Consider the following 26,162-nt stretch of genomic DNA (forward strand, 5'->3'; position numbering starts at 1 on the left):
TTCCAAAAGTCTCGGCTGTGCACTGTCTCTTTCTTTCCATATCCGATTGAATGACCTAGGGGCTGTGCCACTCGTTCAGCGTCCGGGCTATCTGGTTTAAGTTGCCGCCGATCCTGCCGTATTCGGCGGTCAGTTTCCCGACAGCGGCAAGCAGCTCGTCATTGACAGGAGAAACGGTTATGATGGGGCGTATGGCTGCCCCGGTTATGGCTTGCCGGATAAACTCGGCTTGGCTCATGTTGTAAGCAGAAAGCCTTTCCGCAAACTCGGCGTATTCTTCCTCGGTCATGCGTGTCTTGACTACCCGGCTGCGGTGCGGTGTGTTGTATCGTTTTCGCATGGTAAAACCTCCTTTCTGTGCGTGGTGTCCTCTCACTAATAGGAGAAAAACGGGGTGTGAAGCGGAACTGTTTTTGAAAAATCCGAAAAAATATTTTGAGGGATTTTTAAGCGGCGCAAGCCGCATAAGCAGGGTTTGGGGAAGGCACTCCCCAACAAGATTCCCGCAGGGGCAAAATGAGCGAAAAGCGAATTTTGGTACTGCGGTAGAATCTTGCTCTAAGAAAGTGACGGATTCCGCTGTGTAGGCTTCTGCTGATACCCTCGACGGAGAGGGCGGGGCTTCTGCCAACTTTGCGGCAATATTTTTCCCGTCATTATTACTACGCACTGGAAGAAAAATATGGCAAAGTCCCCCGGAAAATCTTTTCGTGTTTTCGTAACAGTATTTGACAAAAACGGGCGCAAAAAAACAGGAAACCTTTTTCTGATTTCCTGTTTACTGACTGCCAAAAAGGGCGGCGGTTATTCGGTTGTCATTCCCCGGAAGCAAACTTGTAGCCTATGCCTAAAACGGTCTTTATGTAGGTGGGGTTTTTGCTGTCCGGCTCTATCTTTTTCCGTAGGTTGTAAATCACGTTGACAACACTTGAATGGCAGCTATCGCTATCCATGTTCCAAACGGCTTCAAAAATCTGTTCTTGTGTGAGGACATTGCCGGGATTGGAAGCAAGGAATACAAGGGTACTGTATTCAAGGCGGGTAAGGTTTATTTCCTCCCCGTCCCTAAATACCCGGCGTTGGTGCTGCCTTATTTCCAGTCCCGGAAAAAAGAGTGTAGGAAAAACACCAAAAGACATGGTTTCCATTTTAGCTTGATTGGCAGTTATTAACGATATAATTTGTTCATATAAGTTGTTCTGATTATCTGTCCGAATTATTATTAACTTATCCATGTGTTTTCATGACCTATTCTGTCTGCGCTAGTTTTGTATGTTTAGAAGTTGCATATATCAATGGGCTAACTTCTTTTTCACAAAATAAGCTAAGTCTATGGAGTGCTCTGGTACAGGCAACGTATAAGAGATTTTTATCATCTTCATCATAGTAGTTTTGATTGTCTGCATCACAAATTAAGACGGCATCAAATTCCAACCCCTTTGACATATATACTGGTATAATGAATACACCTTGTAACTCTGCTGCACTTCCATTTCTGATTATTTGTATATCTAGTTTGTGCTTTATTTTGTTATACAAGCAGATGGAATTATTTTCAGTTTTACAAATTAATCCTATTGACTGTAATCCTTTTTCTTGGCATGATTTTACCTCTTCAACAATCTTGTCAATAAAGACTTCGGAATTATCCGCAATAAATACTTCCGGGCTATCCCCTTTCCGATTAAAACTTTTTATCTGTGGACTTTGTTCTATGAATTTTAAGCTAAAATTTAATATCTCATTCGTACAACGGAAACTTTTGTTCAACACGATAAGAGAAGATTTTTTCTTATTCAGTATTTTATGAATTTCTTCATAGAAAGATATATCCTCTTTTTTGGCAAGGGTTTGTTTCATATCCCCTAAGATTGTAAATTTAGCATTTGGAAATAATAAGCCGAATATTTCATATTGAAGCGGGTAATAGTCTTGAGCTTCATCAATGACAACCTGCTTGATATTTTTATATTCATTCGTTCCGTATATTTTTAAATATAAATAAAGCATTGCTATTGCGTCATCATAGTATATACAGCCTGCTTCCAGATTTTCTTTCGTATATTCCCGGATTTCCTTTATGCTCTCTGAGGAATTATTATTTTGCAATAAACTGAAAAAATAGGATTCATTGCTAAATAATGTTTTATACAACTCAAATATATCAATTTTTATAAATTTTTGTATTTCCTGCTTTACTAAATTTTTTTCTGCTTTATGTCCCCGTCCCTTTCCTGTTCCAAATATTAGTTCTAAAATATAATCTTCTAATTGCTCTAACTTTATGCCTAATGGAGTTTCTGTTCTTCCCAGTATCTTATCTTGTAGAGTCTGCCTGTTTACAACACATGTTCCTTCATAATAAACATCATCAAATTCTATCCATTGGCATGGAATATCATAAATAAATTTGTCTAATATTTCCCCAAAAAGTTTTGACGCTTTAAACTCGATACTGTCTTTATAAATTTTTTTGTATTGTGAGGGAGCAATTATTTTTTCTAAAAAATCGTTCTTGGACTGAATTTTCCTGCCTTTTAACAGCATTTTTAGAATATCCTCAAATACAACGGAGATAACATTATCTTCTCCCAATTCGGGCAACACATTAGAAATATATTGCTCAAATATAGTATTAGGGGAAATAATCATAATATTATTTGCGGACAACTTTGTCTGTAATCCTTGATACATAAGATAAGCTGCCCGATGAAGGGCAATGGAAGTTTTACCGCTTCCTGCCACGCCCTGCACCATTAACAGGTCGTTTTCCATATCTCTGATAACAGCGTCCTGTTCTTGTTGTATTGTTTCAACTATCGCTTTCATTTTGGCGGTGGTATTCTGTGATAATAGTTGTCTTAAAAATTCATCAACAATCTGCACATCTGTATCAAAAAAATACTTTAACACTCCATTCTTTATTTCATACTGACGTTTTAATTTGAGTTCACCTGTTACCCGCCCGCATGGAGCGTCATAAAATGCTTCTCCTTTCATAAAGCGGTAAAAAATACTTGCAATCGGTGATCGCCAATCATAAACATACATCTCCTGATAACTGTTTTTCCGTAGAGAGGAACGTCCGATATATATTTTTTCACATTCTTCCTCATCATCAAATTTAAAATCAATACGGGCAAAATATGGTGATTTTATCATGTTTTCCAGTAAAAGTATTCTGTGTTCTTCTTCTTCATAATCTACAATTTTATCTGTAACAGGGTTCATATATTGACTTAACTCAACAAGTGCCTCAAATCCGTCAGAAGTGTATAGATTTGTAACACTATGTGTTGCGTTTTCACGAACTTCTTTTTTGGCTTCGATAATTTGTGATTTCTTTTTTTCTGCTGCTTCTTTTGCTTGTTTTAATTGTTCCTCGGCTAAAGATATAGTTTGCTTTAATCTTATTTCTTCGTACTCTCTTTCTGATTGATTATTTCCCATAAAAAATACCCTCCTTGATAAAAAACAACAGAAAAATTCTCACTGATACATTGCTAGGCTAGTTTAGCACACGTTTGCCTATATAAACAGTCTTGTAATCATGAAATTTGTATGATACTATTATGGTGGGAGAGAGAATACAAAAATATTGTATATGCAATAGTAAAAAGGTCAGTAGCCTTTCCCATTATCCCATATCTTCAGCAGACAGGAATACAAGCCCAGTAAATTCTTCTTACAGAACGTGGGAAAGCTGCACCTTAGCTTTCCATGTCCTGTGAATAGAGTTATCCATGATTCCATAGCCTGTTATGCACATTTCCATAATGCTTGTCTTTGGTTCTTTTGTTCGGAATAGTGTGGTGCTTGCGGTCTATCTCTTGTTTTCGGTTGCTTGCTTCTTTACCGTACATGAGCATTCGCGCCCGGATTGTCGTTTCCGTAGCCCTCCAAGAGGTTGATAACACCCCAAATGCCAAGTCCGGCTCCGAGAGCGATAACGAGTGTCTGCAATACGTTTACTGCGCTGTTGAAAAATGCCATATAAAACTCCTTTCTGCCGCTTTGCGGCTGCCCGAAAAAGGGCATAAAAAACGGCGGTCAGTTTTTGATAACTGCCGCGGTCATAAGTCCCCGCGCTGCGTAATTTCTGCGGCGCGGCGGTATTCAGTTGTAAGGGTGCGGCTTCCTGCCGCGATACGCGCAAGGAGTAGGGGCGCGTACCATGTAGCCCGTGTTTATTGTTTTTACTTTAAGCTCCCTCCTTTTCAAAAAGTGGTGTGTAGACAGGCATAATGCCGTACTGCCGTTCCCGGACAGCTTCGATATACTTGATATAGGAAATACCTGCCTGTCTTGTCCTGCGTTCCTGTTCCCGCTGCATTTCCTCGGCGGCTTCCATAAGCCCGCTGATAGCTCGGATTAGCTGCTGTTTTGCCTTTTTCTTTCTGATACGCTTATTCATTCTGCGTCCTCCTGCAAATCTGCTTCGTCAACTTCGTAATAGTCAAATACCTCGTCCGGCTTTACGATTGCAGGACGGCGGCGCAAGTGCTTTTCCATGTCAAAGGCATTTTTCTTGTCAAAGTCGGAAAGGTACTTGTACTTCGGGTGTTTGGTAATATCGTATTTTTCGGAGAAGAACGGGCGCACCCCGCGTAACTGCAAGATACATTTCCCGCCGTCCATGACCGCAATTTCATCTTCGCTCATAAGCTGCTTGCCTAACTTCTGATAGTTCAGCCCGTGGGAAAGCTCCCGTCCTCTTGTTTCGGAAGTATTGAAGCTGTCAATCGTTTCTTTCCCCAAGATTTCCGACATTTCTTTAAGGGTCGTTTTCTCCTTGCCGCCCAAAAACAGGGTCGTATCGCAGTTGCCGACAATGGTATCGGCGTTGTCCTTGTAGATAGCCTTTAGCTGCGACTGGCTCTGCAAGATGATGGACGCGGAGATTTCACGGCTTCGGATAGTGGCAATGAGCTTTTCAAACTTCGGTATCTGCCCGATATTTGCAAACTCGTCAAGCAGACAGCGCACATGAACAGGCAGCCGCCCGCCGTACACATCATCTGCCTTGTCACAAAGCAGATTGAAAAGCTGTGTGTAAAGGATTGATACAACAAAGTTAAAGGTGTCGTCGGTGTCAGAGATAATAACAAAAAGTGCGGTCTTTCGGTCACCCAAGGTGTCAAGCTCCATTTCGTCGGTTTCCATCAGCTCGCGCAGCTCCCGAATGTCAAATGGTGCAAGCCGCGCACCGCAGGAAATGAGGATAGAGCTTCTTGTTTTTCCGGCAGACAGCAAAAACTTCTTGTACTGGCGCACCGCAAAATGTTCCGGGTCTTTTTCCTCCAAGCGTTCAAACATGAGGTCAACGGGGGATTGAAATTCCGGGTCGTCCTCGCGGGCTTCCGACGCATTTATCATTTCAAGCAGCGTCGTAAAGTTTTTCTCATTCTCCGGGGCTTCGTACCAGATGTAGCCGATAAGGGCGCAGTAAAAAAGCCGTTCCGATTTCACCCAAAAATCCTCGCCGGATTTTTCCCCGTCGCCTTTGGTGTTGGCGATAATGGTATTTACCAGTTTCAAAATATCCTTTTCGCTGCGCAGATAGGCAAAGGGATTGTACCGCATGGATTTCTTGAAATTGATGGTGTTCAGCACCTTGATTTTGTACCCGCCCCGCTGCAAGAGCTTCCCGCACTCGATTAAAACCGTTCCTTTCGGGTCAGTGACTACATAGCTGCTGTGCATTTGCATTAAGTTGGGCTTTACAAAAAACCTCGTTTTGCCGCTGCCGGAGCCGCCGATTACAAGTACATTTTTGTTTCGTGCATATTTCGGGTGCTTCGGGCGGCTTGACATCATCAGCCGTTCGGTCTGCGTCAGCAGCACGTTATTTTCAAAAATGGGGTCGATATACGGCTTTATATCCTCGGCGTTGCCCCAACGTGCAGAGCCGTACTCCATGCCCTTACGGTATTTCTTTGCGTTCTTGCCTTTCACATAGACCGCAAGCCGGATAACGACAGCCCCGACAATGCCGATAAGCAAATCCATAGGGGCAAAACTCGGCAGGGCATTTGAAAAGGCGGCAGAAAAGCCGCTGCCAATGGAAAGCAGCTTGCCGGAGAGGTCAGCCCCCGGAGAGAGCCGCACCGCCTGTCCGACTTTATCAAAGAGATACACAAAGAGCAGATAGGGGGCGTTTAGGATAAGCAGCTTCTTGATATTCGGCTTCATAGCGACACCTCCCTGTCCTTGTGTTTTGTCTTTTGACGGTTCGCGTTAAGCTGCTTTGCTGCTTCCCGGAATGTGGCAAGTGCCTTTCGGATAGAGGGCTTTTGCTCCTGTGTCAGCTTCTTTGCGGAAAACTCCTTAAAGGCTGCGGTCAGAGCGTCCGCGTCCCGCCCCTTGAAAAAGACGAGATAACGGGGCGGCGTTTCGGTGCTGTCTTTCTTTAAGGCAAAGTCGATACCGTATTTTTTCGCCGTCTGCTCAAAGGCTTTGATATTGCCCTCGGTTATCTCAATGTTGGATAGCCCCGCGTTCTGCTTCGCAAGCTGCTTTAGGGTCTGCTTCCCGTGGGTCTGTTTTTCCTGCTGTTTTTTTGCCTGTGCAAGCATGGCTTTGATTGCCTTTTGCAGCATTTCAGCGGTCAGCTTCGCTCCCTTGACAGAGAGCGCAACCACTTTTTCGTTGATTTCGTCCTGCAATGTTTACCGTCCTCCTTTCCCGGTAGTGATAGTGTTAAGGTGGTACGCCGCTTTGGGGCGTGAAAAAAGGGCGTCCGTTGTTCACGCCGCCCCGTTAAATCCGCACCCGCAGCCCGTTCAAGTCCTCGGCGCGGATACCTACAAGATACCAGTTGTCCCCGTACTCAATCCGGGTCGGCTTCCATTTGCCGCCTGTGAATACGTCCATGCACTCGCCGCAATGCAAGCCGCCGTAATAGTCGGCAATGTCAAAGCGAATGTCGTAGCGGTCAGCGGTTTCATCAAAAATTAAAGCTCCTGTTTTCTGTGCCATGTGGTAAATCCTCCTTTTTTCGTTTACAGGCTTTCGCCCTCGTTGTAGGTGTAGTAGTCCGGGTCGCCGTATTTAGGCTTGCCGGATAATGCGCCGCTTGCCATGTCGTGAGCGACAAGGGAAGTATAATAGCTGTCAATGGTAGACGGGGCATTGAAAAGAACCGCCTTTAGGTACTGCTTGATATTGCGGATTTTCGTGGTGTTCTCCTGCATACAGTCAAGCACAAAGCGGATATGTTCGCTGTTCAGCTTCATAAACTTTGACTTCACAAGCTCTGCGGGGTAATCGTCCCCTGCAATACGGATTTTCTTTCGTGCCGTACAGACGGTTTCAAGCATGAGGTCAACAATCTCATTCAGACGGTCGCGGTCAAGGCTTCTGTCCTGCAAGAGAATGTCATAGGCGATGTTGTCTTTGATAATTTCCTCATACACTCGGTAAGCGTCGTTCCTTTCCGTTCTTTTCCGTTCCGGCGGCTGTGCCGCTTCGTCCTCGCCATAAGGCAAGGGATTTAGGGAATGGATAGGAATGGAATGGGTAATTGATAAATCCGTATTTGATTTTTCTTTTTTTGGTAAGTTAGTTCTTGATATATCTTTATTTAATTGCATTGGATTTTCCAACGTCGGATTATCCGTTGTCGGATTTTCCAATATCGGGTTATCCGCTGTTGGATTTTCCAATACCGGGCAATCCAATTCCGGCGGCTGCGGCTGTTCGTAAATGGTGTACTCGATAGCGGTCATTTTGCCTTTCTCGTCGCGTCCCTGCCGCCTTGTGATATATCCGGCTTTTTCAAGCTCCCAAACGGCGGTACGGATAGCGTCGATACTTTCCCGGTTGATAAAGGACAGCCCTGCAAGGGTATAATCCCAATCCTCCGGCAGGGACAGCATTTGAGATAACAGCCCCTTTGCCTTTAAGGAAAGCTCCTTGTTGCGTAAGTGGTGGTTGCTCATTACGGTATAACCTTTGTTTCGCTCCACACGGAAAACTGCCATAGCTTCATCACTCCTTTGTTGTGGATTTGTTACGCAGTAGAACGGCGATTTTGAGGGTTTAGGTATCAAGTATCGCCTAAGTGGTTTTCGCACTCGCAAAGCCGCTTGTAGCAAGGCTTTTTTTGCCCCTACTGCGTAACAAAGGGTATGAAAAAAGCGGCGTTTCTGTTCTTCCGTATGGAAGTGGAAACGCCGCTTGTGCGGTGTAATATTTAGTTGTAGTACAAACCATGCTTGTCCATTGTCCGAAAAACCTTGATTTTACTGTGTTTCAAAAAGTATCGTTATCTAACCTCATCTTTCAACCGTCCCGGATTTCAGGCAATGCTTGCAGAAGCCGAAGCCGGGAAAATCGGCACAATTATCGTCAAGGATATGAGCCGTTTCTGCAGAAACTATCTTGAGGTCGGCTTTTATACCGAGATTCTGTTCCCCAAGAAGCAGATACGCTTTATTGCAATCAATAACAGCGTGGACAGTGACAAGCCGCAGGATAACGACTTCACCCCGTTCCTCAACATAATGAACGAGTGGTATGCCAAGGACACCAGCAACAAAATAAGCCGAGCAAGAAGCGGTGGAAAAAGCCGACACCGTAACGGCGAAGCTGAAAGACGATTCCAAACTTTCCTAGACTGGCGATACAAGCAACCTTGCTTTGTGGATTGCCCTGTTGTTCATCAGCGGCGGTGCAGCCATTGGCACAACGGTTGTCAGCAGAAAGAAAAAGTACAACAGATAATTGAATAGTGTTCCCTTGCTCCATCTTCCGAGCAAGACAAAAGCGTCGTAGCAATACGGCGCTTTTTTGTTACCCGGAAGTGACAAACAGCGGCTTTTGAATGGTTGGCGGTAAAGGATACCGCCGTCAAAACAAAGCCGCTCATATCGAAAGAAAACGCCCAAAATCGCCCCGAAACCATACAACGGGAAACGGTTTTGGGCGTTTCTGCGTTTCGGGAGCAAATCGGCAATTAGGCAGCACAAAGGAGGTGTCCTCTATGCCCCGTATGCCGAAATACCTCAAGGAAGAATGGGCGTTCTTTCTTGATGAGCGTGGCAGGAAGAAATATAGTAAGTGAATTTTGATGCCAAAAAAGAAACTCAATCTATTTGCCAGTAAATGCAATTATCACCGCCTCATAAGGACGCAATATATTTCCTTCTCTGCCGTCCTCATAATTCTGGATCCAGACTTCCCCGTCTTTCCACTCATCAAGCAATGGGCAGCTAACTTCCTCATCCGTAAAGTTTGTACATACCAGCATCTTTGTATGCTCATCTGTTCTCGTATAGGCGAAAATTCTCTCATCTTCCGGCAGAAGAAGTTCAAATTTTCCATTCACGAATACTGGATTTTCTTTTCTTAACTGAATCAGCTTCTGATAATAGTAAAATACCGAATTTTCATCTTCCAGTGCCTCTTTCGCATTAATCCTGATATAATTTGGATTCACTGCAAACCATGGTTCTCCTGTTGTGAAGCCTCCGTTCTTCTCACTGCTCCACTGCATCGGAGTACGGGCATTATCACGACTTCTTGCGTAAATAGAATGCAGGATTTCTTCTGGCTGATATCCTTTTTCCAGACGCTCTTTGTACATATTCAATGTCTCAATATCTTCATATTCTTCAATGCTGTCAAACTGCACATTCGTCATTCCCAGCTCTTCTCCCTGATAAATGTAAGGAGTTCCCTGCATTCCATGAAGCATTGTCGCCAGCATTTTTGCCGACTCTTTTCTGTATTTTCCGTCATTTCCCCAGCGCGACACGATTCTAGGAAGATCATGGTTATTCATGAACAGACTGTTCCATCCTACCTGATATAAAGTATTCTGCCACTTTGCAAGGCATTTTTTCAGCTTTACCAGATTCAATGGAATCGTGTCCCATTTTTCCTTTCCTTCTTCCTGATCAAGCATAATGTGCTCAAACTGGAAAACCATGGAAAATTCACTTCCATCCGGATTACTATATTTCTTTGCAATTTCCGGTGTTGCTCCCCAGGCTTCTCCTACAGTGATCATGTCGCCCTTCTGAAATGTTTCCCTGCTTAATTCACGCAGAAATTCATGCAACTTTGGTCCATTATTTGTGATCTTAAGATCTGGCTCTTTTGCAATCTGATCAATTACATCCAAACGAAATCCGCCTGCCCCTTTTTCCATCCACCAGAGAATCATATCATAGAGCTCTCTTCTCACTTTCGGATTCTCCCAGTTCAGATCCGGCTGTTTCACTGAAAATTGATGAAAATAATACTGTCCCAATTCTGGAACCCACTCCCATGCCGGTCCACCGAACACAGAATTCATATCGTTTGGATAAACGTCTTCTTCTCCGTCACGCCACACATAATAATCATGATACGGATTGTCTTTACTTTTCTTTGCTTCCAAAAACCATCTGTGTTCATCTGAAGTATGATTCAATACAAGATCCATCATAATTCGGATTCCGCGTTTCTTTGCCTCCACAAATAACTGTTCCATATCTTCCATTGTTCCGAACATTGGCTCAATATCCTGATAATCTGAAATATCATATCCATTGTCATCCTGTGGAGAACGATACACCGGTGAGAGCCAGATTGCATCTATTCCAAGTTTTTTCAAATAATCCAGTCTGCTGATAATTCCTGGAATATCACCTATTCCATCTCCGTCCGAATCTTGAAAGCTTTTCGGATAAATCTGATATACGACTGCATTTTTCCACCATTTATTCTTATTTTCCATACCCAATTTCGATATCTCTCCGGCAGATTATCTGGTTCTACCGGGACATCCTCTCCTTTCTTTACATGCTCTCTAAATTCTACGAATGAGTGTTCCGTTCACACCAAGTATCTCTCCATCAAATTCTCGGGCAAAAAGAATTTTTCCATTTCCTTTTACTTTTATTTCTTCCTCCGATGCATTTAATAGAACCTCAATTTTATTACCTTCTTCATCTAATTTTATGTATTCTACACATCGATCATTTTTGTAAGTATCCGGAAAATGGAAATGCGGGCTTCTGCACATTTCCTCGTTTCTTCTAAGCATGATCAGTTTCCGCATCATTGCAATTTTTTCCTGATTCTCTTTGCTTTCGATCTCGCTCCATGGCATACATCTTCTGCAATCCGGGTCATGTGCACCTTCCATCGCAATCTCTGTTCCGTAGTAAATACAAGGACTTCCCGGAAGTGTGAAGAGAATTGCAAGCTGCTGATAGAATTTATCCAGATTATGAAAACGGTTCATAAGTCTCTCTGTATCGTGGGAATCCAGCAGATTGAAGAGTACATCGTTATTCTGCTGCATATACATAGTATAACAACGATTTACCATATATTCAAATTCCTCTTTTTTCATCGTTTTATCTAGAAAAAAGTCATGGATTCCACTGAGCAGCGGGTAATTCATAACGGAATCATATTCATCTCCTTGCAGCCACTGGCTTGCATCGTGCCAGATTTCTCCCAACAGATAAATGTCCGATTTTATCGTTTTTAAATGTTCTCGCATCCGCTTTAAGAACCGATGTGATACTTCATTTCCCACATCAAAACGGATTCCGTCTATATCAAATTTTTGAATCCATTCCTCGCAGACCTTACAAAAATACTCAATTACTTCTTCATTATTCGTATTTAATTTTGGCATCGTATCTGCAAATGCAAAAGAGTAAAAGCGCCTGTCTCTTGTGTCTGCTCGTTTTCCGATCTCTTCCCAGTCTTCTATCATAAACCAGTCCGCATAACGGGAATCTTTCCCATGCTCCAGTACATCCATCCACGGCGCGAATTTTCTTCCGCAGTGATTAAATACTGCGTCAACCATAATACGGATTCCTTTTTCGTGCGCTTCCCTGCAAAGTGCTTTCATCATTTCTTCATTGCCGAAAGCCGGATCAATCTTTGTATAATCTGTAGTATCATATTTGTGGTTAGATTCTGCTTCCATGATCGGATTCAGATAAATTCCGGTAATTCCCAGCTCCTGAAGATACTGTAGTCTCTGACGGATTCCCTCCAGATTTCCTCCGAATTTTTCCTGATTTGTCACTGTTCCGTGATTTCTCCACGGTGTGATATCATTTCCATTCTTTTCCGGTGTCCCATTGCAGAACCTGTCCGGGAAAATCTGATACCAGATCGTATCATTCACCCATGCAGGTGTGCGGTTTATATCTGCTGGATTCATCCATGGTACAATAAAACACTGCTGCATACGGCCATCCATCTGAAGCTGTTCTTCTGTCAGGAAACCGTCTTCAAAATAATACCAGACTTCCTCTTCTGTTCTCAGCTCAAAATAATATTTGCATCTTTTATATGCAGGAAGAAGCGTTGTTGTCCACCAGATTTGATAAGGCAGACGTTTTTTATAAATAATTTCCTCTCTTTTTCCTGTCCATTTTTCATTTCCACCCAGAATCCCGGCCTCATAAGGATCTCCGTAATGGATAAACACCTGTTTTACATCATACCCGGTCTTAATATTTACAATCAGTCTGTCCTCATCCAGAGGATAACTCATCTGCTCTGATGTTTTATGATATACACCGGTAAATTCCATCTTATTCTTCCTCCAATTTTTCATAAACACGCAGGATTTCCCCTACACTCCACGCCTGTGCAAAACATCCTTTTGAAGAAACCGGAATCTCTCCATCATAAATTTCAGGGAGCTGGCCAATACATCCTTCACGCATTGCACTTTCCAACACTTCCAACTGCTTTGCCACAATCTCTTTTGCTTCTCTTGAATCTTTATTTACTTTTAGATAGGCGAGATAATATCCACCCATCGGAAAAGTCCAGACAGTTCCCTGATGATAAGCAAGATCTCTTTTTATCATCTCTCCACCATAACTTGCATGAAACTCCTCGTCTTTTGGATCTAATGTCCGAAGTCCATAAGGCGTATACAATCTTTCAAACACTGTATCTACAATCTGTCTTTCTTTCTCTTCGTCCAGCATAGTAAACGGCATAGACACCGCCCATATCTGATTACAGCGAATTTGTGTATCTGCCTTTGTTTCTGAAATTACATCCTTCAGGCAGTGTTTTTCCTCCATCCAGAATTCTCGTGCAAAAGATTCTTTCACTTTCTGTGCGAGTTCTCCATATTTCTGCTCTTCATTTTTCTTCAAAACTTCTGAAAACTTTTGCATGATACAAAGCGCATTATACCAGTAAGCATTGATCTCCACCGGTTTCCCATGTCTTGGTGTCGGAAGGATTTCTCCCACACGTACATCCATCCATGTCACCTGATCCAGCCCCGCTCCGGCACTGATAAGACCATCTTCTTCCATATGGATATTGAAATTTGTTCCTCTCTCATAACCGGAAATAATCCTTTGCATTACCGGATACATTTCCTCTACAAATTTGATGTCCTGAGTTTTTTCATAATATAACCACACGCAGTTGATAAATAATAGTGCCGCATCTACAGTATTATAAAGTGGCTCATTCTCCCCCTCCGGAAACAGATTTGGCATCAATCCATCCTTTTCATAAAATGCAAAGGTCCGCAAGATTGATTTTGCACTTTCAACTCTTCCTGTGGAGATGCAGATTCCCGGAAGTGCAATCATTGTATCTCTTCCCCAGTCTTCGAAAAATGGAAAGCCGGCAAGGATGGTCAATCCATCCGTAGACTCTCTGTTCGAAAGGAACTTGTCTGCACTACAAACCAGTGTCTGTGCCAGTTTATTTTTCAAACCTGAAGTCTTTATAAGCTTCTCTTGATAATGGATCTGCTCTTCTTTTATTTTATCAAATATTTTTTTTGCGTCTATACCTTTCAGACTTTCCATCGAATAAATCACTGTTAAATCTGTCTCTTCCCCTGGATTTACTCGTTTTTTAATCTGATAAACTGCGCCTGCTGTTCCATTTTCCCGTCTTCCATCACATTCATCGTAGCTATAAAAATACGTCTCTTTCTTTTCTGTGAATCCTTCTACTTCTCCATTTGTTTCAAAGAAAAGAGCATACTTTCCATCGGTAATCTTTTGCTCTTGTCTTGAAAATATCTTATCTTCTTTCAAATCTTCCCCTTTGGGTTCAAATTGAAAAAACGGAGTTACACAGAGAGCGGCCTCTTTCTGACCACGGTTTTTCAGATGATAATTCACTGCAATCTGATTGCTGCCCTGTGCCATCACAATCTCTTTTTCTATCTCTATTCCGTTTATCAGATAACGCCACGAAGGAAGAATTTCAAAAGAAAATTCTGTAAGATAACGGTATCCTTCTTCTTTTGTTCCATCCGCAAATTCCTGGGTTGAAAGAACATATTTTGATTCTCCGATATCCAATTCTTCCTTCATCCGATGAATCATATTTATCCTATGATTTGGAGCTTTCGTACATGACATGAATACCGAATGGTCATTTCTTGCCACAGCTCCGGTCATCGTAAGCGAAGAAAAACCTCCCAGTCCATTGGTTAAAAGATAGCAATTTTCAAGTCCTCTCTCTAATGTTTTCCAATCCTGTCTACCATAAATCCACTTCATTTACTACTCCCCCTTAATCATTATTTACGTCCAAGTATCAACACGCTCTGCGGTGCAGCTTCTATCTGTCTGTCTGCACAGATTCCTTTTTCCCAACACCAGCTATCATCTGCATCGCTTAAGATTTCCCAGCCGTCATCCAAATATTTCACTTTATAACTACTTTTTTTTGCATTGTAAATTATCTTCACCTGACCCCATCTTGATGCTTCATCATTGAGCACAGTAAAACCTACTACGTCTTTTTCTTTCCACATATCCGTGATTTGTTTATAACTGTCTTTTGATTTGTCACAAAGTCCGGAGAGCTGTTTTCGAAGTGCAATCAATCCCTGATAATAATGAACCAGTTCCCTATTTTCCCATGCCTTTTCCCAGTTGATACGATTCAGGGAAATCGGAGCCTTAAAGGTATTATCCTGTCCATCTTTTGTACGGGCAAATTCTTCTCCTGATAAGAAAAACAATGTTCCCTGACAAGTCATATAAACTGCCGCTGCCATTTTATTCAGCCTCATACATTCATTTTCCTCTACGACTGTCTCTTTTAATTTATCCCATAATGTATGATTGTCGTGTGCCGATACATAAGTAACAATCTGCGAAGGTGCTTTCACATTTTCAAAACCTTCTGCTTGATAAGGATTTGCACACCACGCTGTCACACTTGCAAGCATTTCATCTTCTTTTCCTTCTGCGCCGTTTATAAACCCTGCTTTCTTTGCACGTAGTGCAGAACCTTTGATTCCATCTCGGGTACTGTCACAAAAAGCCCCGATATTTTCATCCAAAAGTCCGATATTTTCTTTTGCTGCCAGTTTTTTATTGCCTTCTACAGCTGTCTTATCCGCCGCCCATGGCTCTCCGTAAATGATCTTCTTTCCTTTTCCGTATCTCTGATCCAGTTCACTTCGGATCCGGTTCATCAGATCTACATCCAGAAGTCCCATCAGGTCAAAGCGGAATCCGTCAATATGATATTCCTCTGTCCAGTAAAGCACTGATTCCAGAATATATTTCGCACACATCTCTCTTTCGCTTGCAACATCATTTCCACATGCAGAACCATCGGAGATCTTCCCATCCGGAAATACCCGGTAAAAATACCAAGGTACAGTTCTCTGAAACCAGGAGTCCAGCGAATAAGTATGGTTGTAGACAACATCCATGATTACACCAAAACCAGCTTCATGAATTGCCTGGATCATTTCTTTCATTTCCCGAATTCTAACTTCACCATGTCTGGCATCTGTCGCATAGGAGCCCTCCGGCACATTATAATTGACTGGATCGTACCCCCAATTGAATTCTGTATCTTCCCCTGCTTCATTTACAGAACCATAGTCATACATCGGCATGATCTGAATGTGTGTCACCCCGAGTTCTTTTAAATAATCCAGACCTGTAGGATGAATCCCATCCTCATTCAAAGTCGTATGTCTGCACGTAAATGCTTTGTATTTCCCACGATATTCTTCCGGAAAACCACCCGCCTTATCCCATGAAAATTCTTTTACGTGAAGTTCATATACGATTCTCTCCGGTCCTTCTTCTGGTGTCTGATCTTTTTCCCATCCTTTTGGATTGGTCTTTTTCAGATTCACTGCCATGCTGCGCAATCCATTAACTCCGCATGCCTTTGCATATGGATCTGCTGATCGGACTTCTTCTCCATTGCGTGTAATCAGATAATCATAATAAACGCCGTGAAGTTCTTCTTTGCTCTCCCAACTCCACACACCCTTTTCTTCTTTTTTCATCGGAATCTGCTCGTATGCATTTCCTCCATCTCCTGTCTGATACAGGTTTAAACTAATGCATTCCGCCTGTGGTGACCACAGGCGGAATGTCGTTCCTTCTTCTGTACATTCTACGCCAAGATTATTTTCTTCATAAATATAATTTTCAAGAAACTCTTTTGTAGAATAATATTTTTTTAATTCTATTCTATCCTTCATCATCTTTCTTATCCTTTCACTGCACCTGATACTCCATCTACATAGTATCTCTGCATGAACAAGAACAGTATCGCAATCGGAATTGAAATCAGAACTGCCCCAGCCGCAAAACTGGTGTACCAACTGTCAATATATTCTTTTTCCAACATTTTCCAAAGTCCAATTGCAATCGTATACTGGTCTGAGTTTGCTCTGCAGATTACCTTTGCAAAAATAAAATCGAGCCACGGAGCCATGAAAGATGTCAGCACTGTATATACAATGATCGGCTTACTAAGTGGCAGTGTGATCTTGCTGAAAATCTGCCATCTGGTACATCCATCCAAAAGTGCAGCTTCATCAATTGCAACCGGAATTGTATCAAAGAATCCTTTTGCAATCTGGAAACCCAGTCCTGCACCACCGGAATAACATAAGATCAGAGCCAGTTTAATCAGGTTTCCTTCTGTAAGTCCCATCGCCTTTAAGATAAAGTACACAGCGATCATGGACATAAATCCCGGGAACAATCCCAGAATCATTGCCATGTTCATATATGGTTTTCTCATTTTAAATTTCAGTCTGGACAAACAGTAGGAAACTGCCAGCACATAAAATGCTGATAAAATGCAGGAACAAATTGCAATAAACAATGTGTTCATAAACATCTGCGGGAAATTCAAAATGGATGTATCAGTAAACAGTTTTATATAGTTGTCAAGCGTAAATGCTTTCGGGAAGAAGGTTGATACGTAAGAGCCTTTTTCCGCACGGAAGCTCGTCAGAATTACCCATGCAATTGGGAAAAGCCAGATAATTGCCAACACCGCAAGAACAATATGTACGATCGTATTGTTGATCATTTTCTTCTTTTTTGCAGATTGTAATTTCTTTCCTGCCATGATTAAAATCCTCCTTCTTCTTTATAGGATTTACTGTTACGGTATGTAAGAAGGCAACCGATTGCCAGAATGATAAAGGTCATAATTCCGATTACCGCACCAATGTTATAGTACTGTTTATCAATTGTCAGTTTGTAAAGCCATGTAACCAGAAGGTCTGTCTTACCTGCAGTTGAAGAAAGGTTTGTTACCGGATCTCCTCCTGAAAGAAGATAAATGACATTGAAGTTATTGACATTTCCCGTAAAGGTTACGATCAGATACGGTGTTGTCACATACAACATATATGGCAACGTAATCTTTGTAAATGTCTGGAATGCATTTGCTCCATCCACTTTTGCGGCTTCATAAAGTTCTCCCGGGATGTTCTGAAGTACACCTGTCAGCTGAAGCAGTGTATACGGTACCCCTACCCAGACATTGATGATGATAACAGTCACTCTCGCCCATGTCGCATCTGTAAAAAACGGAAGGCTTGCATCACTTGCAATCAATCCAATATTTCTGAGAAGTACGTTGACCGCTCCTTCCGGCTGCAACATGGTACGCATGATCAAAAGAGATACAAACATCGGCACTGCACAGGAAAGAACAAAACAAAATCTCCAGAATCCTTTTGCTTTTGTTCCCTTTCTGTTAATCAGAAGGGAAAGGATCATTCCAAAAATATAATTGCTGAAAGTTGCAAAAAACGCCCAGATGATCGTCCATCCCAAAACAGACCAGAAGGTGCTTCCAAGAATACTTTCGGAATCAAACAATGTCTTGAAATTATCAAGTCCCACCCAGTCAAACAGCATCAGATGGTTGCCGATACGGCTGTAATTGGTAAATGCCATACAGATCATGAACACCAACGGAAGTACAGTAAACACAAAGATGAATGCCGTTGGTGGCGTCATAAACAAGCGATACAGATTCTCATGCAGAAAGGATTTCAGATCTTCTGCAAATGTATTTACATGCATTCCCGCTTTCTGAATACATTCTGCTTTATATGCACTTCTTAAGGTTCCTCTCCATACAAGGATCATAAGAATTGTCAACAAGATTGTCGCCACACCATAAAGTAAAATCAGAACGGACTGATCTCCTTTTGTGTAAATATAGATTTGCTTCGCTTCATCCCATACTTCTTGCTGCTGCACAGTTCCAAGTGTCCGTAAACCACCGATAAACCCAATTCCATTTACTGCCATAAAGACGATGTAGGCAATTTCAACTGCCAGATACAAAAGTCCTTTGATAATCTGACCATGTACAATGTTTCCAAATCCCATCAGAATCATGGAAAGCTTAGTCTCTACTCCACCTTTTTTCACTGCATTTTTGCAGGTATATGGCGTTGGAAATTCATTGATTTTTTTCTTAAACATACTCATTCCGCTCACCTCTTAATTAATTCCATTGCTGTTCATTGCTTCATTCATTGCTTCCGTCTGTTCTTCGGCATTTTCGTGTGTCACACTCTTGTTACGAATTCCTTTTCCCATATTCTCGACCGGTGTCCAGCAATTACTCATGGATGCCACGAACGGCTGGAGTATTGATGTATTATTAAAGGTATCATTCTGTGCCTGAACAAGAGGATCGGATGCAATATCCTTTTCTTTCAGAAGTTCTGTATTACATGGAATCACGGTTCTCATCTCGTAGTGTGCTCTCTGTGCATCACTTCCTCCCAGATAAACAGCAAGTGCAACTGCCTGTTCCATACATTCACTATGTGCATTAACTCCGATTGCCTTTGAACCGGCATATGCTAGCATCTGCTTCTCTTGTCCGTTAATTGTATAAGTCGGAAGCGATGAAACTGCCATATTCTCTCCAAGTGCTTCTTTTATTGCATTTGCATCCCACGATCCGGTAAACATTGCCTTTACACTGCCATCACGAAGTCCTGCAAGTCCTGATCCGTCTGCATCAATTTTAAAATTTGGATTTGCTGCCAGATCAATTGCATAATTGGTTGCTTCCACTGCCTTTTCTCCTGCAAAATCAACTCCTTTTGACTCATCTGTTCCATCTCCAAACAAGGTGCATCCATTTCCCAGATAGAATGCCGGAAGATACCACGAATTAGTAAATGGGAAGGATACTGTTCCTTTTTCCAGCATCGTATCCAGATTTTTCACATCTTCTTCTGAAAATACAGACTTGTCATAAAACATATACCAGGTATTAGTTGTAAACGGAACCCCGTAAAGTTCTCCGTCAACCGTCAACGAATCTAGAAGCTCTTCCGAGTTGGTTGATTCAATCTCTTCTTTATACTTTCCACCAAATTTTGCTACTGCATCCGCATCTGTAAGCGATGTGATCCTATCATTTGCATACAAAAATACATCTGCGCTTGCTTCCGGATCCTGTGCCACCTGATCTGCGGCAGTCGCTTCGTCAGCTACTCCATAGACAAATGTAATATCCCATTCCGGGTGCTCTTTTGCAAAATTGTTACACATTGTCTGAAGCCATTCACCACTGTCTTTTGACTGATCTTCGGATGGAGACCATACCATCAGTCTGACTTTTTCTGACCTTTTATCCGCCGTACTGCTCCCGCATCCGGTTAGTGCTGCTGCCACCAGCGTTACAGTCATGATTCCTGTTAGAAATGTTGCTAGCCCTCTTTTCATCGTCTTTCTTCCTTTCATTTTCTGTTTCGTATTGTTTCGTTAAACTTAATATACGTCTTTTTCAATTTTTCGTCAATCTCTTTTCAATCCGCTGCTTTTTTTTGTTATTTTTTCACATTTCCCACCTTGTTTTTTTGTGCATTATTTTTTATTTTCTTGTTTTCGAAACTCGTCTAAACTTTTATTCTTCCTATAGTTCATTGCTTTTTACTATATCATTGTATATAATAAAATAAGATTTATTTTCCTACTTCATGAAAGGATCACATATTATGACTACAATCCAAGATATTGCTGATAAGATGAATGTTTCCAAGAGTACTGTATCCAAAGCACTCAATGATGCACCTGATATCAGCGAAACTTTACGGAAACAGGTTTTAGAAACTGCTGTAGCCCTGGGTTATACTAAACTACGTCGTTATAAGAAACCCGTAAAAAAAATCTGTATTATAACAGAAAAAGAGAATATACAATACGAAGAGCCACATCATTTTGCCTATGACATTCTGCTTGGTTTTCGCCAAATGGCTGAACCAGCCGGTTTTGATATTGAAATCGTACCTGTGGACGTTCAAATGCAACGGAACCAACGTTATGATGTTTTTATGTTGGAGCATGATTACGTAGGAGCTTTTGCAATCGGCTTTTCCCTGAACGACCCTTGGATTCAGGATTTTAAAACCAGCCACACTCCTGCCGTGCTTTTCGATAACTATATTATTGGGAATCCTTCTACTGCTTATGTAGGTATTGATAATGATGAGGGAATGGAACTTGCTGTCTCTTATCTTGCCAGACTTGGTCATCGTAAGATTGCCTATCTCAGCGGTTCTCTTGGCTCTCAGATTCTTCAGATACGACATGCAGCCTTTCTCCGTGCCATGCACCAGCATGGACTGAAGACTTCTTCTGATTCTACCGGCTGCTCTTATTATTTGTCTGAATGTATGGAAAAGCACCTGCCTCGGTTTCTGGAAAAAGGAATGACTGCTATCATCTGTAGTCAGGACACTCTTGCCAATTCAGCCCTTATCCAGTGTCAACAACTAGGATACAAGGTGCCTGAGGATATCAGTATTATTGGATTTGATGATATTCCGATTGCAGCATATACGTCTCCTCCATTGACTACAGTCAGACAAGACCGGCTTGAACTTGGGAAAAGCGGGTTCTTTGCACTATCAAGCCTGCTTAATAGCATTTCAATCAGTACATTTTTGTTACATGCGCAGCTAATTGAACGAAAATCTACGGGAGAAGTTCCTGTGACATAATATTTATCTAATTATTTTTATACAAAAAGGTTAGGAAACTCCCTTTCGGTTGTTTCCTAACCTTTTTTGATGGCATCTTTTATATTTTCCCAGTCCTATCCTAACCATATACCCAGCTTATTTTTTTCTATATTTTAACGGAGAAACTCCATATGTTTTTTTGAAGCTTCTGATAAAATAGCTTACATTCTGATATCCACTCTGCATTGCGATCTCTGTAACAGGAGTATCCGTATCTTGTAACAGCTGTTTTGCATGCTCTAACCGTAAATGTGTTATATATTGCGAAAGTGTAATATGAAAATGTTCCTTAAAATATCGCGATATATATTTTTCCGAAAGATGAAACTGCTCACCGAACTCTTTTAATGATATCTTTTCCATAAAATTCTGCTGTATATATGAAATCATTTCTTTTTCTATCGTATTTCTCCCGCTTTTATCATTTTCGATTACAAAGCCCCTCTCCCACATTTCAAGAATAAATTGTAAAAGAATTATTTTTGTCTTTATCTGAGCAGTTATTATGGACTCAGTTTTCTTATTTTTTGCCACATATATTTCAACCAACTGCTCACATAGTTCTTTTGCTGTATCTTTTACTCTTGGACTTATCATCAGATGACCATTTTTTAACGGCTCCAGTAATTTAGCATCCAACATGTCATTTATACAAAAAGATATGTATTTTAACGGAAAAAGGAAAGTAAAATAATCCACTGTACCAGTCTGTGAACCCATAAAATGCAGATTACCCGGCGACACTACAAAAGCATCCCCGGGGGTTCCAATATAATTTTCTCCTGATATACTAACAGTCAAAAAACCACTTTTTACATATATAATTTCCAGTTCATCATGCCAATGAACCGGTATCTGAAATGATCGTCCTTCATTTTTTATATGATATGTACTAAACGGATCATCCTTTGTACCATGTGGTTTATTTTCCTTTAATTCAAAGTACATAATCTCTCCTATACTTCTATAAGACCTTTACTTTTCCATTTTCCACTCTTCCATCTAAGTACCATTCCCACTGCTCTCGCACATTCGTCACCTGCCATAGCAATATATGCTCCTACAGCCAGAAGTCCCATGTGTATTCCGAGAAAATAGGTTCCGCCAACTGCAAACAAATACATAAATATCGCACCTAATATAACCGGAAAAAATGCGTCTCCGCTCGTTTTTAACGCCTGCCCATATACAAGGTTTGTTACCCTTCCAAGTTCAAGAAATATATCTACTATTAACAACTTTACCACAAGATTTATCATCTGTATATCATCCGTAAATATATGCACGATAAAATGTCCGGCAAATGCAAAGGTCACGGAAAAGCATGTCGCTGTGATGATACCATATATCGCAGCTTTTCTCGTCCCCTTGTTACATTCCTCAAACTCTTTTGCTCCAATTCTCCAGCCGGTCATAATTGCATTTGCCTGAGCAAGGGCAGCTCCCACGCAATACGAGAAATTTGCAATCTGTATCGCATATGAACGCGCTGTAACATTCATTCCATCCACATCCATCTGATTCATAAAACGCACTATAAATGTCATTGCGATGTTGTAAAGTGCTGTTTCAAGCGCAGAAGGAAAACCAATCTTAACAATCTGTGCAAATATCTTTCTTGATGTAATTCGCTCAGGACTCTGCTTTGCTTTTATAAGTACAGCCCCCATGCCGGCTACAATAATAAGATTTACAACTCTCGAAATAACCGTGGCAACAGCAACTCCCATCACACCCCAGTTGAATGCAAATAAAAATACTGAATTAAGTATTATATTGAGAACATTTCCAACAACCGTTCCTATCAAAGAATGTTTTGTATATCCAAACACTCTCAAATAACTGGAGAAAATAGGAATCAGTGCATTTAAAAAACATGCGCCGCCAACAATTCTAAGATATATTTCAGCCGGCTCAAGCAAAGCCGGAGCAATACTTACGATTCGAAGTATCCCACCAGAAAAAGTAGCAAGAACGACAGACATTACGATACCTATCAATGCGTTGAATATAAGTCCAAGTTGCCTTGCCTGATATGCTATCCCCGGTCTTCCGGCTCCGATATTTTGTGACATAACGGCTATCATACCCGACGATATTACTCCAAACATAATAATAAAAACACCTATATATGTATTTGCTGTTCCCACTGCTCCTACAGCCTGATCACTTACAGATGATAGCATAAGCGTATCAACCATACCTGAAAGCATATAAAATAAAGTTTCTAAGCATATTGGCACAGATAATTGTGTTAATGTTTTTCTTTTAGCTGCCATAGTTTTCTCCTCACATACAATTCAAGAATACCATATCAATAATACGATATATTTCTATGTAATTCTTGTATAATTTCATGTGAAAATTGCACTATTTCTACTTTAGCTTAAAGAATACTGGGTGCGAGCTATATGGAATAAAAGAAAAAGACTACAGTTTATATTCTGTTCAATACATTTAGTCGGCGTTATAACAATTGATTACTCATGCTTACAAGGATTTGCAAATCAGGATAACTTTTTCCGTTTTCCCAATTTGAAACAGTTTGCCTGGTAACATGAAATAATTTACCAAACTCCTCTTGTGTTAATTGATTGTCTTTATTCTTTTAACACCAGTTCTTTTTCTTATTTTCTATACAGTTTTCCAGTCTTCTACACTAAGGATTGCTTCATGTTCGCGTCCACCTGCATGGTAGTAGATATCCTGAAATTCTGCATATTTTTTTAGTTTGTCCTTCTGTGCATCCAAGCTGTAACCATCAACCTGAATTGCTGTTGATACACGAGTATATATGTAGCATTTTGTTTTCTTTTTCAATAACCTAACCTCCCAGTTTATTCATTTGTCAATTTTCCCGACTGCTCAGCTAACTTCTTTTCTTCTCTCTTTACCCTACGTTCTAATTTTTTAATATCTTCTGATGCGGGCAAATTTTCTGGCTTAATCCCCCTCTGCCCCAGCATATCCCTAACTGACGTATTATTTTCAACATGCTCAACAGTAATAGCCGTCTCACCCTGTAAGTCTTTTTCTTCAACATTATAATTTGTCATTTCAGTTGCAAGGTTCTTTGCAGCAATAGTAAGTGTTGGTAAAAAATCTGCAAGCGGCCTTTTATCTTGCACTCCTAAACGTTCTTTCATTTGTTTTGTAGTGAATCCTCCAAATAAAGCCTGATCCCCCTTAGATCGGATACGTCCAAATCCAGCATCATCAACTCCACGTTCATATATATTTTGAGACAGTCGTTTTTCAGATTCTCGAAGCTTTCCTCTTGCCTCAGTTCTTTCAATATAAGAAATCCTTTCTTCTATCAATTCCTGTTTTCTTGTTTGAACTGCAAAATAGCTTTGTGCAAAAGCGATCTGTTCTTTACGAGGATCTCCGTTCTCTGCAATAAGATAACATGCATAACGTGTAAGCATATAATCTTCTACTTCTCTATTTGCGCCACTTCCCAGAATAACCATTTTACTGGCATCAGCAAAATGGTCCTCTACTACAATGCCATTATTTGCGCAAGCAACTTTTGCCTTTAATAAAACATTTTCAAAATTTTGCCATTTTGAATAATCTAGCAAATGCATTAATTCACGTGCATACCAAAATTCAACTCCGTTTTCTTCATGCCTAATTTCATCAAATCTTTTCTTATAATTCATTATCATTTTCTTTTCCATATTAGACTTTCTCCTCCCACATTAAACCATTTTACTGACGTCAGTAAAATGGTCTATTCCTCTTTTTCCCTCAGTTTGTCATAATACGCTTTATACCTATAAATCGTCCGCTCACTGACATTGTTCCTCTTCGCAATTTCTACCATTGTCATGCCGCTCTCATACCCAACAACAAAATCATTATAAATTGCCATCCACTTGGCGTTATGTTTCTGACGACCGCTTAACTTACGATTTCTGTAATACTCCAATTCCTCCCGAAGTTCTGCATTCTCTTTTTCCAACTCCTCAATTCTTTTTAATGCCTCTTCAAGTGTTACAGTTTTCTCCATTACTCTGTCCTCCGTTCATGTCATTTTCGTTTTGTCTATATTATAAATACCTATGTCACTTTAGTCAATTCGATTATGTCATGTCGTATCATTTTTTACAATAGCTTTCATACAATCGAAATACCGCTGATATCTTTTACAGGCTAAACTTCTCCAAAAGCAGTCAGCCTGTATGTTTTTTATCCAATCACGTAAAATCCATTTTCTTTTTATTGCCGGTCCATATTTTAAGATCAGTGCTGTCACAACATCCACACATCTCTCAAATCAGTCTTAATACATCAGTATTATTACCTTGTCCCTTGAACACTTCCATATCTGCAAAAAGGACATCCCCTAACCTGTAAAATCTACAGTTCCGGAATGTCCTTTTTTCCATACTTCACTATATTTTTAACACATGATACTGCTTATCCACAATCTATATGATTCCAAAATGTCTAAATGCCTGCATAATCGCATCTTCCTTCTCCGGTGTACACTGTGGCTGTCTCGCATTCTCTGATTTAGCCGGATTGAAGTTCTCACCGACATCTAATCCACACTTCTTCTTAATCTGTGCGATATACAGTGATGAAACCTTCAGTCCTGTCTTTTCAAGTACATATGCCTTTATCTGCTCATAAGTTGCTTTTCCCTTAAATTCAGATAAATCCATATCCTCCAGAGAGAAGTCCACCTTCACTTTTCTGCTATCGACCATTCCCTTGGAAAGCAAGACAACCGTCTCACAGAACATATTTTATCGCAAGGCTTTTAAAAATGGAATAGATTTTACCAAACGACAGTTTTCAAAAAACTTATATCGGTTGCATTTTGTCAAAAGCACAAAACTTTTTGAAGCCAAGTGCTTTTAATTCCTGTTAT

The 26,162-nt window shown here is 40.9% G+C and carries 21 protein-coding genes and 4 pseudogenes; 2 read left to right on the plus strand and 23 right to left on the minus strand.

Annotation, left to right across the window (positions count from 1 at the left end; genetic code table 11):
- Positions 1–58 precede the first annotated feature (58 nt).
- From PGQ33_RS09545 to PGQ33_RS09585, 9 genes and pseudogenes are all read right to left on the minus strand, one after another.
- Positions 59–340: pseudogene (locus PGQ33_RS09545) on the minus strand (plasmid mobilization protein); the annotation flags it as partial.
- Between the two features lie 475 nt (positions 341–815).
- Entirely contained in the window at positions 816–1,148 is a 333-nt protein-coding gene (locus PGQ33_RS09550) for a winged helix-turn-helix domain-containing protein (RefSeq protein WP_227616378.1), read from the minus strand.
- 100 nt (positions 1,149–1,248) lie between these two features.
- A complete protein-coding gene (locus PGQ33_RS09555; protein ID WP_117739290.1) occupies positions 1,249–3,450 on the minus strand; it encodes a HelD family protein in 2,202 nt (733 codons plus the stop codon).
- 402 nt (positions 3,451–3,852) lie between these two features.
- Positions 3,853–3,993, minus strand: coding sequence for a Maff2 family mobile element protein (locus PGQ33_RS09560; RefSeq protein ID WP_002584976.1), 141 nt, complete (start codon positions 3,991–3,993; stop codon positions 3,853–3,855).
- Between the two features lie 208 nt (positions 3,994–4,201).
- Positions 4,202–4,414: a condensin complex subunit 2 gene (locus PGQ33_RS09565; protein WP_177794449.1), complete on the minus strand. Its 213-nt coding sequence runs from the start codon at positions 4,412–4,414 to the stop codon at positions 4,202–4,204.
- A complete protein-coding gene (locus PGQ33_RS09570; RefSeq protein ID WP_270205641.1) occupies positions 4,411–6,192 on the minus strand; it encodes a VirD4-like conjugal transfer protein, CD1115 family in 1,782 nt (593 codons plus the stop codon). Before PGQ33_RS09570 ends, PGQ33_RS09565 begins: the two co-directional genes overlap by 4 nt.
- On the minus strand, positions 6,189–6,665 hold the full coding sequence (locus PGQ33_RS09575) for a PcfB family protein (protein ID WP_270205642.1): 477 nt from the start codon (positions 6,663–6,665) through the stop codon (positions 6,189–6,191). Before PGQ33_RS09575 ends, PGQ33_RS09570 begins: the two co-directional genes overlap by 4 nt.
- A gap of 94 nt (positions 6,666–6,759) precedes the next feature.
- Positions 6,760–6,978 (minus strand): DUF5348 domain-containing protein, encoded by a 219-nt coding sequence (locus tag PGQ33_RS09580; RefSeq protein ID WP_005422968.1) that lies wholly within the window; start codon positions 6,976–6,978, stop codon positions 6,760–6,762.
- A gap of 23 nt (positions 6,979–7,001) precedes the next feature.
- Complete coding sequence (locus PGQ33_RS09585; RefSeq protein ID WP_270205643.1) at positions 7,002–7,982, minus strand: DUF6017 domain-containing protein; 981 nt, start codon at positions 7,980–7,982, stop codon at positions 7,002–7,004.
- Between the two features lie 294 nt (positions 7,983–8,276).
- On the opposite strand from PGQ33_RS09585, the pseudogene PGQ33_RS09590 reads away from it, so the two are divergent.
- Positions 8,277–8,555 (plus strand): annotated as a pseudogene (locus tag PGQ33_RS09590) (recombinase family protein); the annotation flags it as partial.
- Positions 8,556–9,091: 536 nt separating this feature from the next.
- On the opposite strand, the gene PGQ33_RS09595 reads toward PGQ33_RS09590, so the two are convergent.
- From PGQ33_RS09595 to PGQ33_RS09625, 7 genes are all read right to left on the minus strand, one after another.
- Positions 9,092–10,723, minus strand: coding sequence for a glycoside hydrolase family 13 protein (locus tag PGQ33_RS09595; protein WP_117835220.1), 1,632 nt, complete (start codon positions 10,721–10,723; stop codon positions 9,092–9,094).
- A gap of 72 nt (positions 10,724–10,795) precedes the next feature.
- Positions 10,796–12,550 (minus strand): glycoside hydrolase family 13 protein, encoded by a 1,755-nt coding sequence (locus PGQ33_RS09600; protein WP_270205644.1) that lies wholly within the window; start codon positions 12,548–12,550, stop codon positions 10,796–10,798.
- A gap of 1 nt (position 12,551) precedes the next feature.
- Complete coding sequence (locus PGQ33_RS09605) at positions 12,552–14,507, minus strand: amylo-alpha-1,6-glucosidase (protein ID WP_270205645.1); 1,956 nt, start codon at positions 14,505–14,507, stop codon at positions 12,552–12,554.
- Positions 14,508–14,527: 20 nt separating this feature from the next.
- Positions 14,528–16,465, minus strand: a complete 1,938-nt coding sequence (gene pulA / locus PGQ33_RS09610) for a type I pullulanase (protein ID WP_270205684.1) — start codon at positions 16,463–16,465, stop codon at positions 14,528–14,530.
- An 8-nt stretch (positions 16,466–16,473) separates the two neighbouring features.
- Positions 16,474–17,346: a sugar ABC transporter permease gene (locus PGQ33_RS09615; protein ID WP_117557902.1), complete on the minus strand. Its 873-nt coding sequence runs from the start codon at positions 17,344–17,346 to the stop codon at positions 16,474–16,476.
- A 2-nt stretch (positions 17,347–17,348) separates the two neighbouring features.
- Entirely contained in the window at positions 17,349–18,728 is a 1,380-nt protein-coding gene (locus PGQ33_RS09620) for a carbohydrate ABC transporter permease (protein ID WP_117824206.1), read from the minus strand.
- A gap of 12 nt (positions 18,729–18,740) precedes the next feature.
- Positions 18,741–19,982: an extracellular solute-binding protein gene (locus PGQ33_RS09625; protein WP_195502574.1), complete on the minus strand. Its 1,242-nt coding sequence runs from the start codon at positions 19,980–19,982 to the stop codon at positions 18,741–18,743.
- Positions 19,983–20,254: 272 nt separating this feature from the next.
- Here PGQ33_RS09625 and PGQ33_RS09630 point away from each other — a divergent pair, with 272 nt between their 5' ends.
- On the plus strand, positions 20,255–21,259 hold the full coding sequence (locus PGQ33_RS09630; RefSeq protein ID WP_118199627.1) for a LacI family DNA-binding transcriptional regulator: 1,005 nt from the start codon (positions 20,255–20,257) through the stop codon (positions 21,257–21,259).
- Between the two features lie 117 nt (positions 21,260–21,376).
- Here PGQ33_RS09630 and PGQ33_RS09635 read toward each other — a convergent pair whose 3' ends face one another.
- From PGQ33_RS09635 to PGQ33_RS09665, 7 genes and pseudogenes are all read right to left on the minus strand, one after another.
- Complete coding sequence (locus tag PGQ33_RS09635; protein WP_117835187.1) at positions 21,377–22,228, minus strand: AraC family transcriptional regulator; 852 nt, start codon at positions 22,226–22,228, stop codon at positions 21,377–21,379.
- 8 nt (positions 22,229–22,236) lie between these two features.
- The gene (locus PGQ33_RS09640; protein WP_270205646.1) at positions 22,237–23,559 is read right to left on the minus strand and encodes an MATE family efflux transporter; all 1,323 of its coding nucleotides are present in this window, start codon (positions 23,557–23,559) and stop codon (positions 22,237–22,239) included.
- Between the two features lie 188 nt (positions 23,560–23,747).
- A pseudogene (locus tag PGQ33_RS17015) lies at positions 23,748–23,861 on the minus strand (helix-turn-helix transcriptional regulator); the annotation flags it as partial.
- 119 nt (positions 23,862–23,980) lie between these two features.
- Positions 23,981–24,100, minus strand: a pseudogene (locus PGQ33_RS17160) (recombinase family protein); the annotation flags it as partial.
- A gap of 17 nt (positions 24,101–24,117) precedes the next feature.
- Positions 24,118–24,963 carry a DNA damage-inducible protein D gene (dinD, locus tag PGQ33_RS09655; protein WP_055247963.1) on the minus strand — a complete coding sequence of 282 codons (846 nt, stop codon included), beginning with the start codon at positions 24,961–24,963 and terminating at the stop codon, positions 24,118–24,120.
- Between the two features lie 53 nt (positions 24,964–25,016).
- Positions 25,017–25,295, minus strand: a complete 279-nt coding sequence (locus PGQ33_RS09660) for a helix-turn-helix domain-containing protein (protein ID WP_008368854.1) — start codon at positions 25,293–25,295, stop codon at positions 25,017–25,019.
- A 421-nt stretch (positions 25,296–25,716) separates the two neighbouring features.
- Entirely contained in the window at positions 25,717–25,953 is a 237-nt protein-coding gene (locus tag PGQ33_RS09665; protein ID WP_044998564.1) for a hypothetical protein, read from the minus strand.
- Positions 25,954–26,162 lie beyond the last annotated feature (209 nt).

Origin of the sequence: Coprococcus sp. AM100_B19A, assembly GCF_027662015.1 — a bacterium.
Lineage (GTDB): Bacteria > Bacillota > Clostridia > Lachnospirales > Lachnospiraceae > Allocoprococcus > Allocoprococcus comes.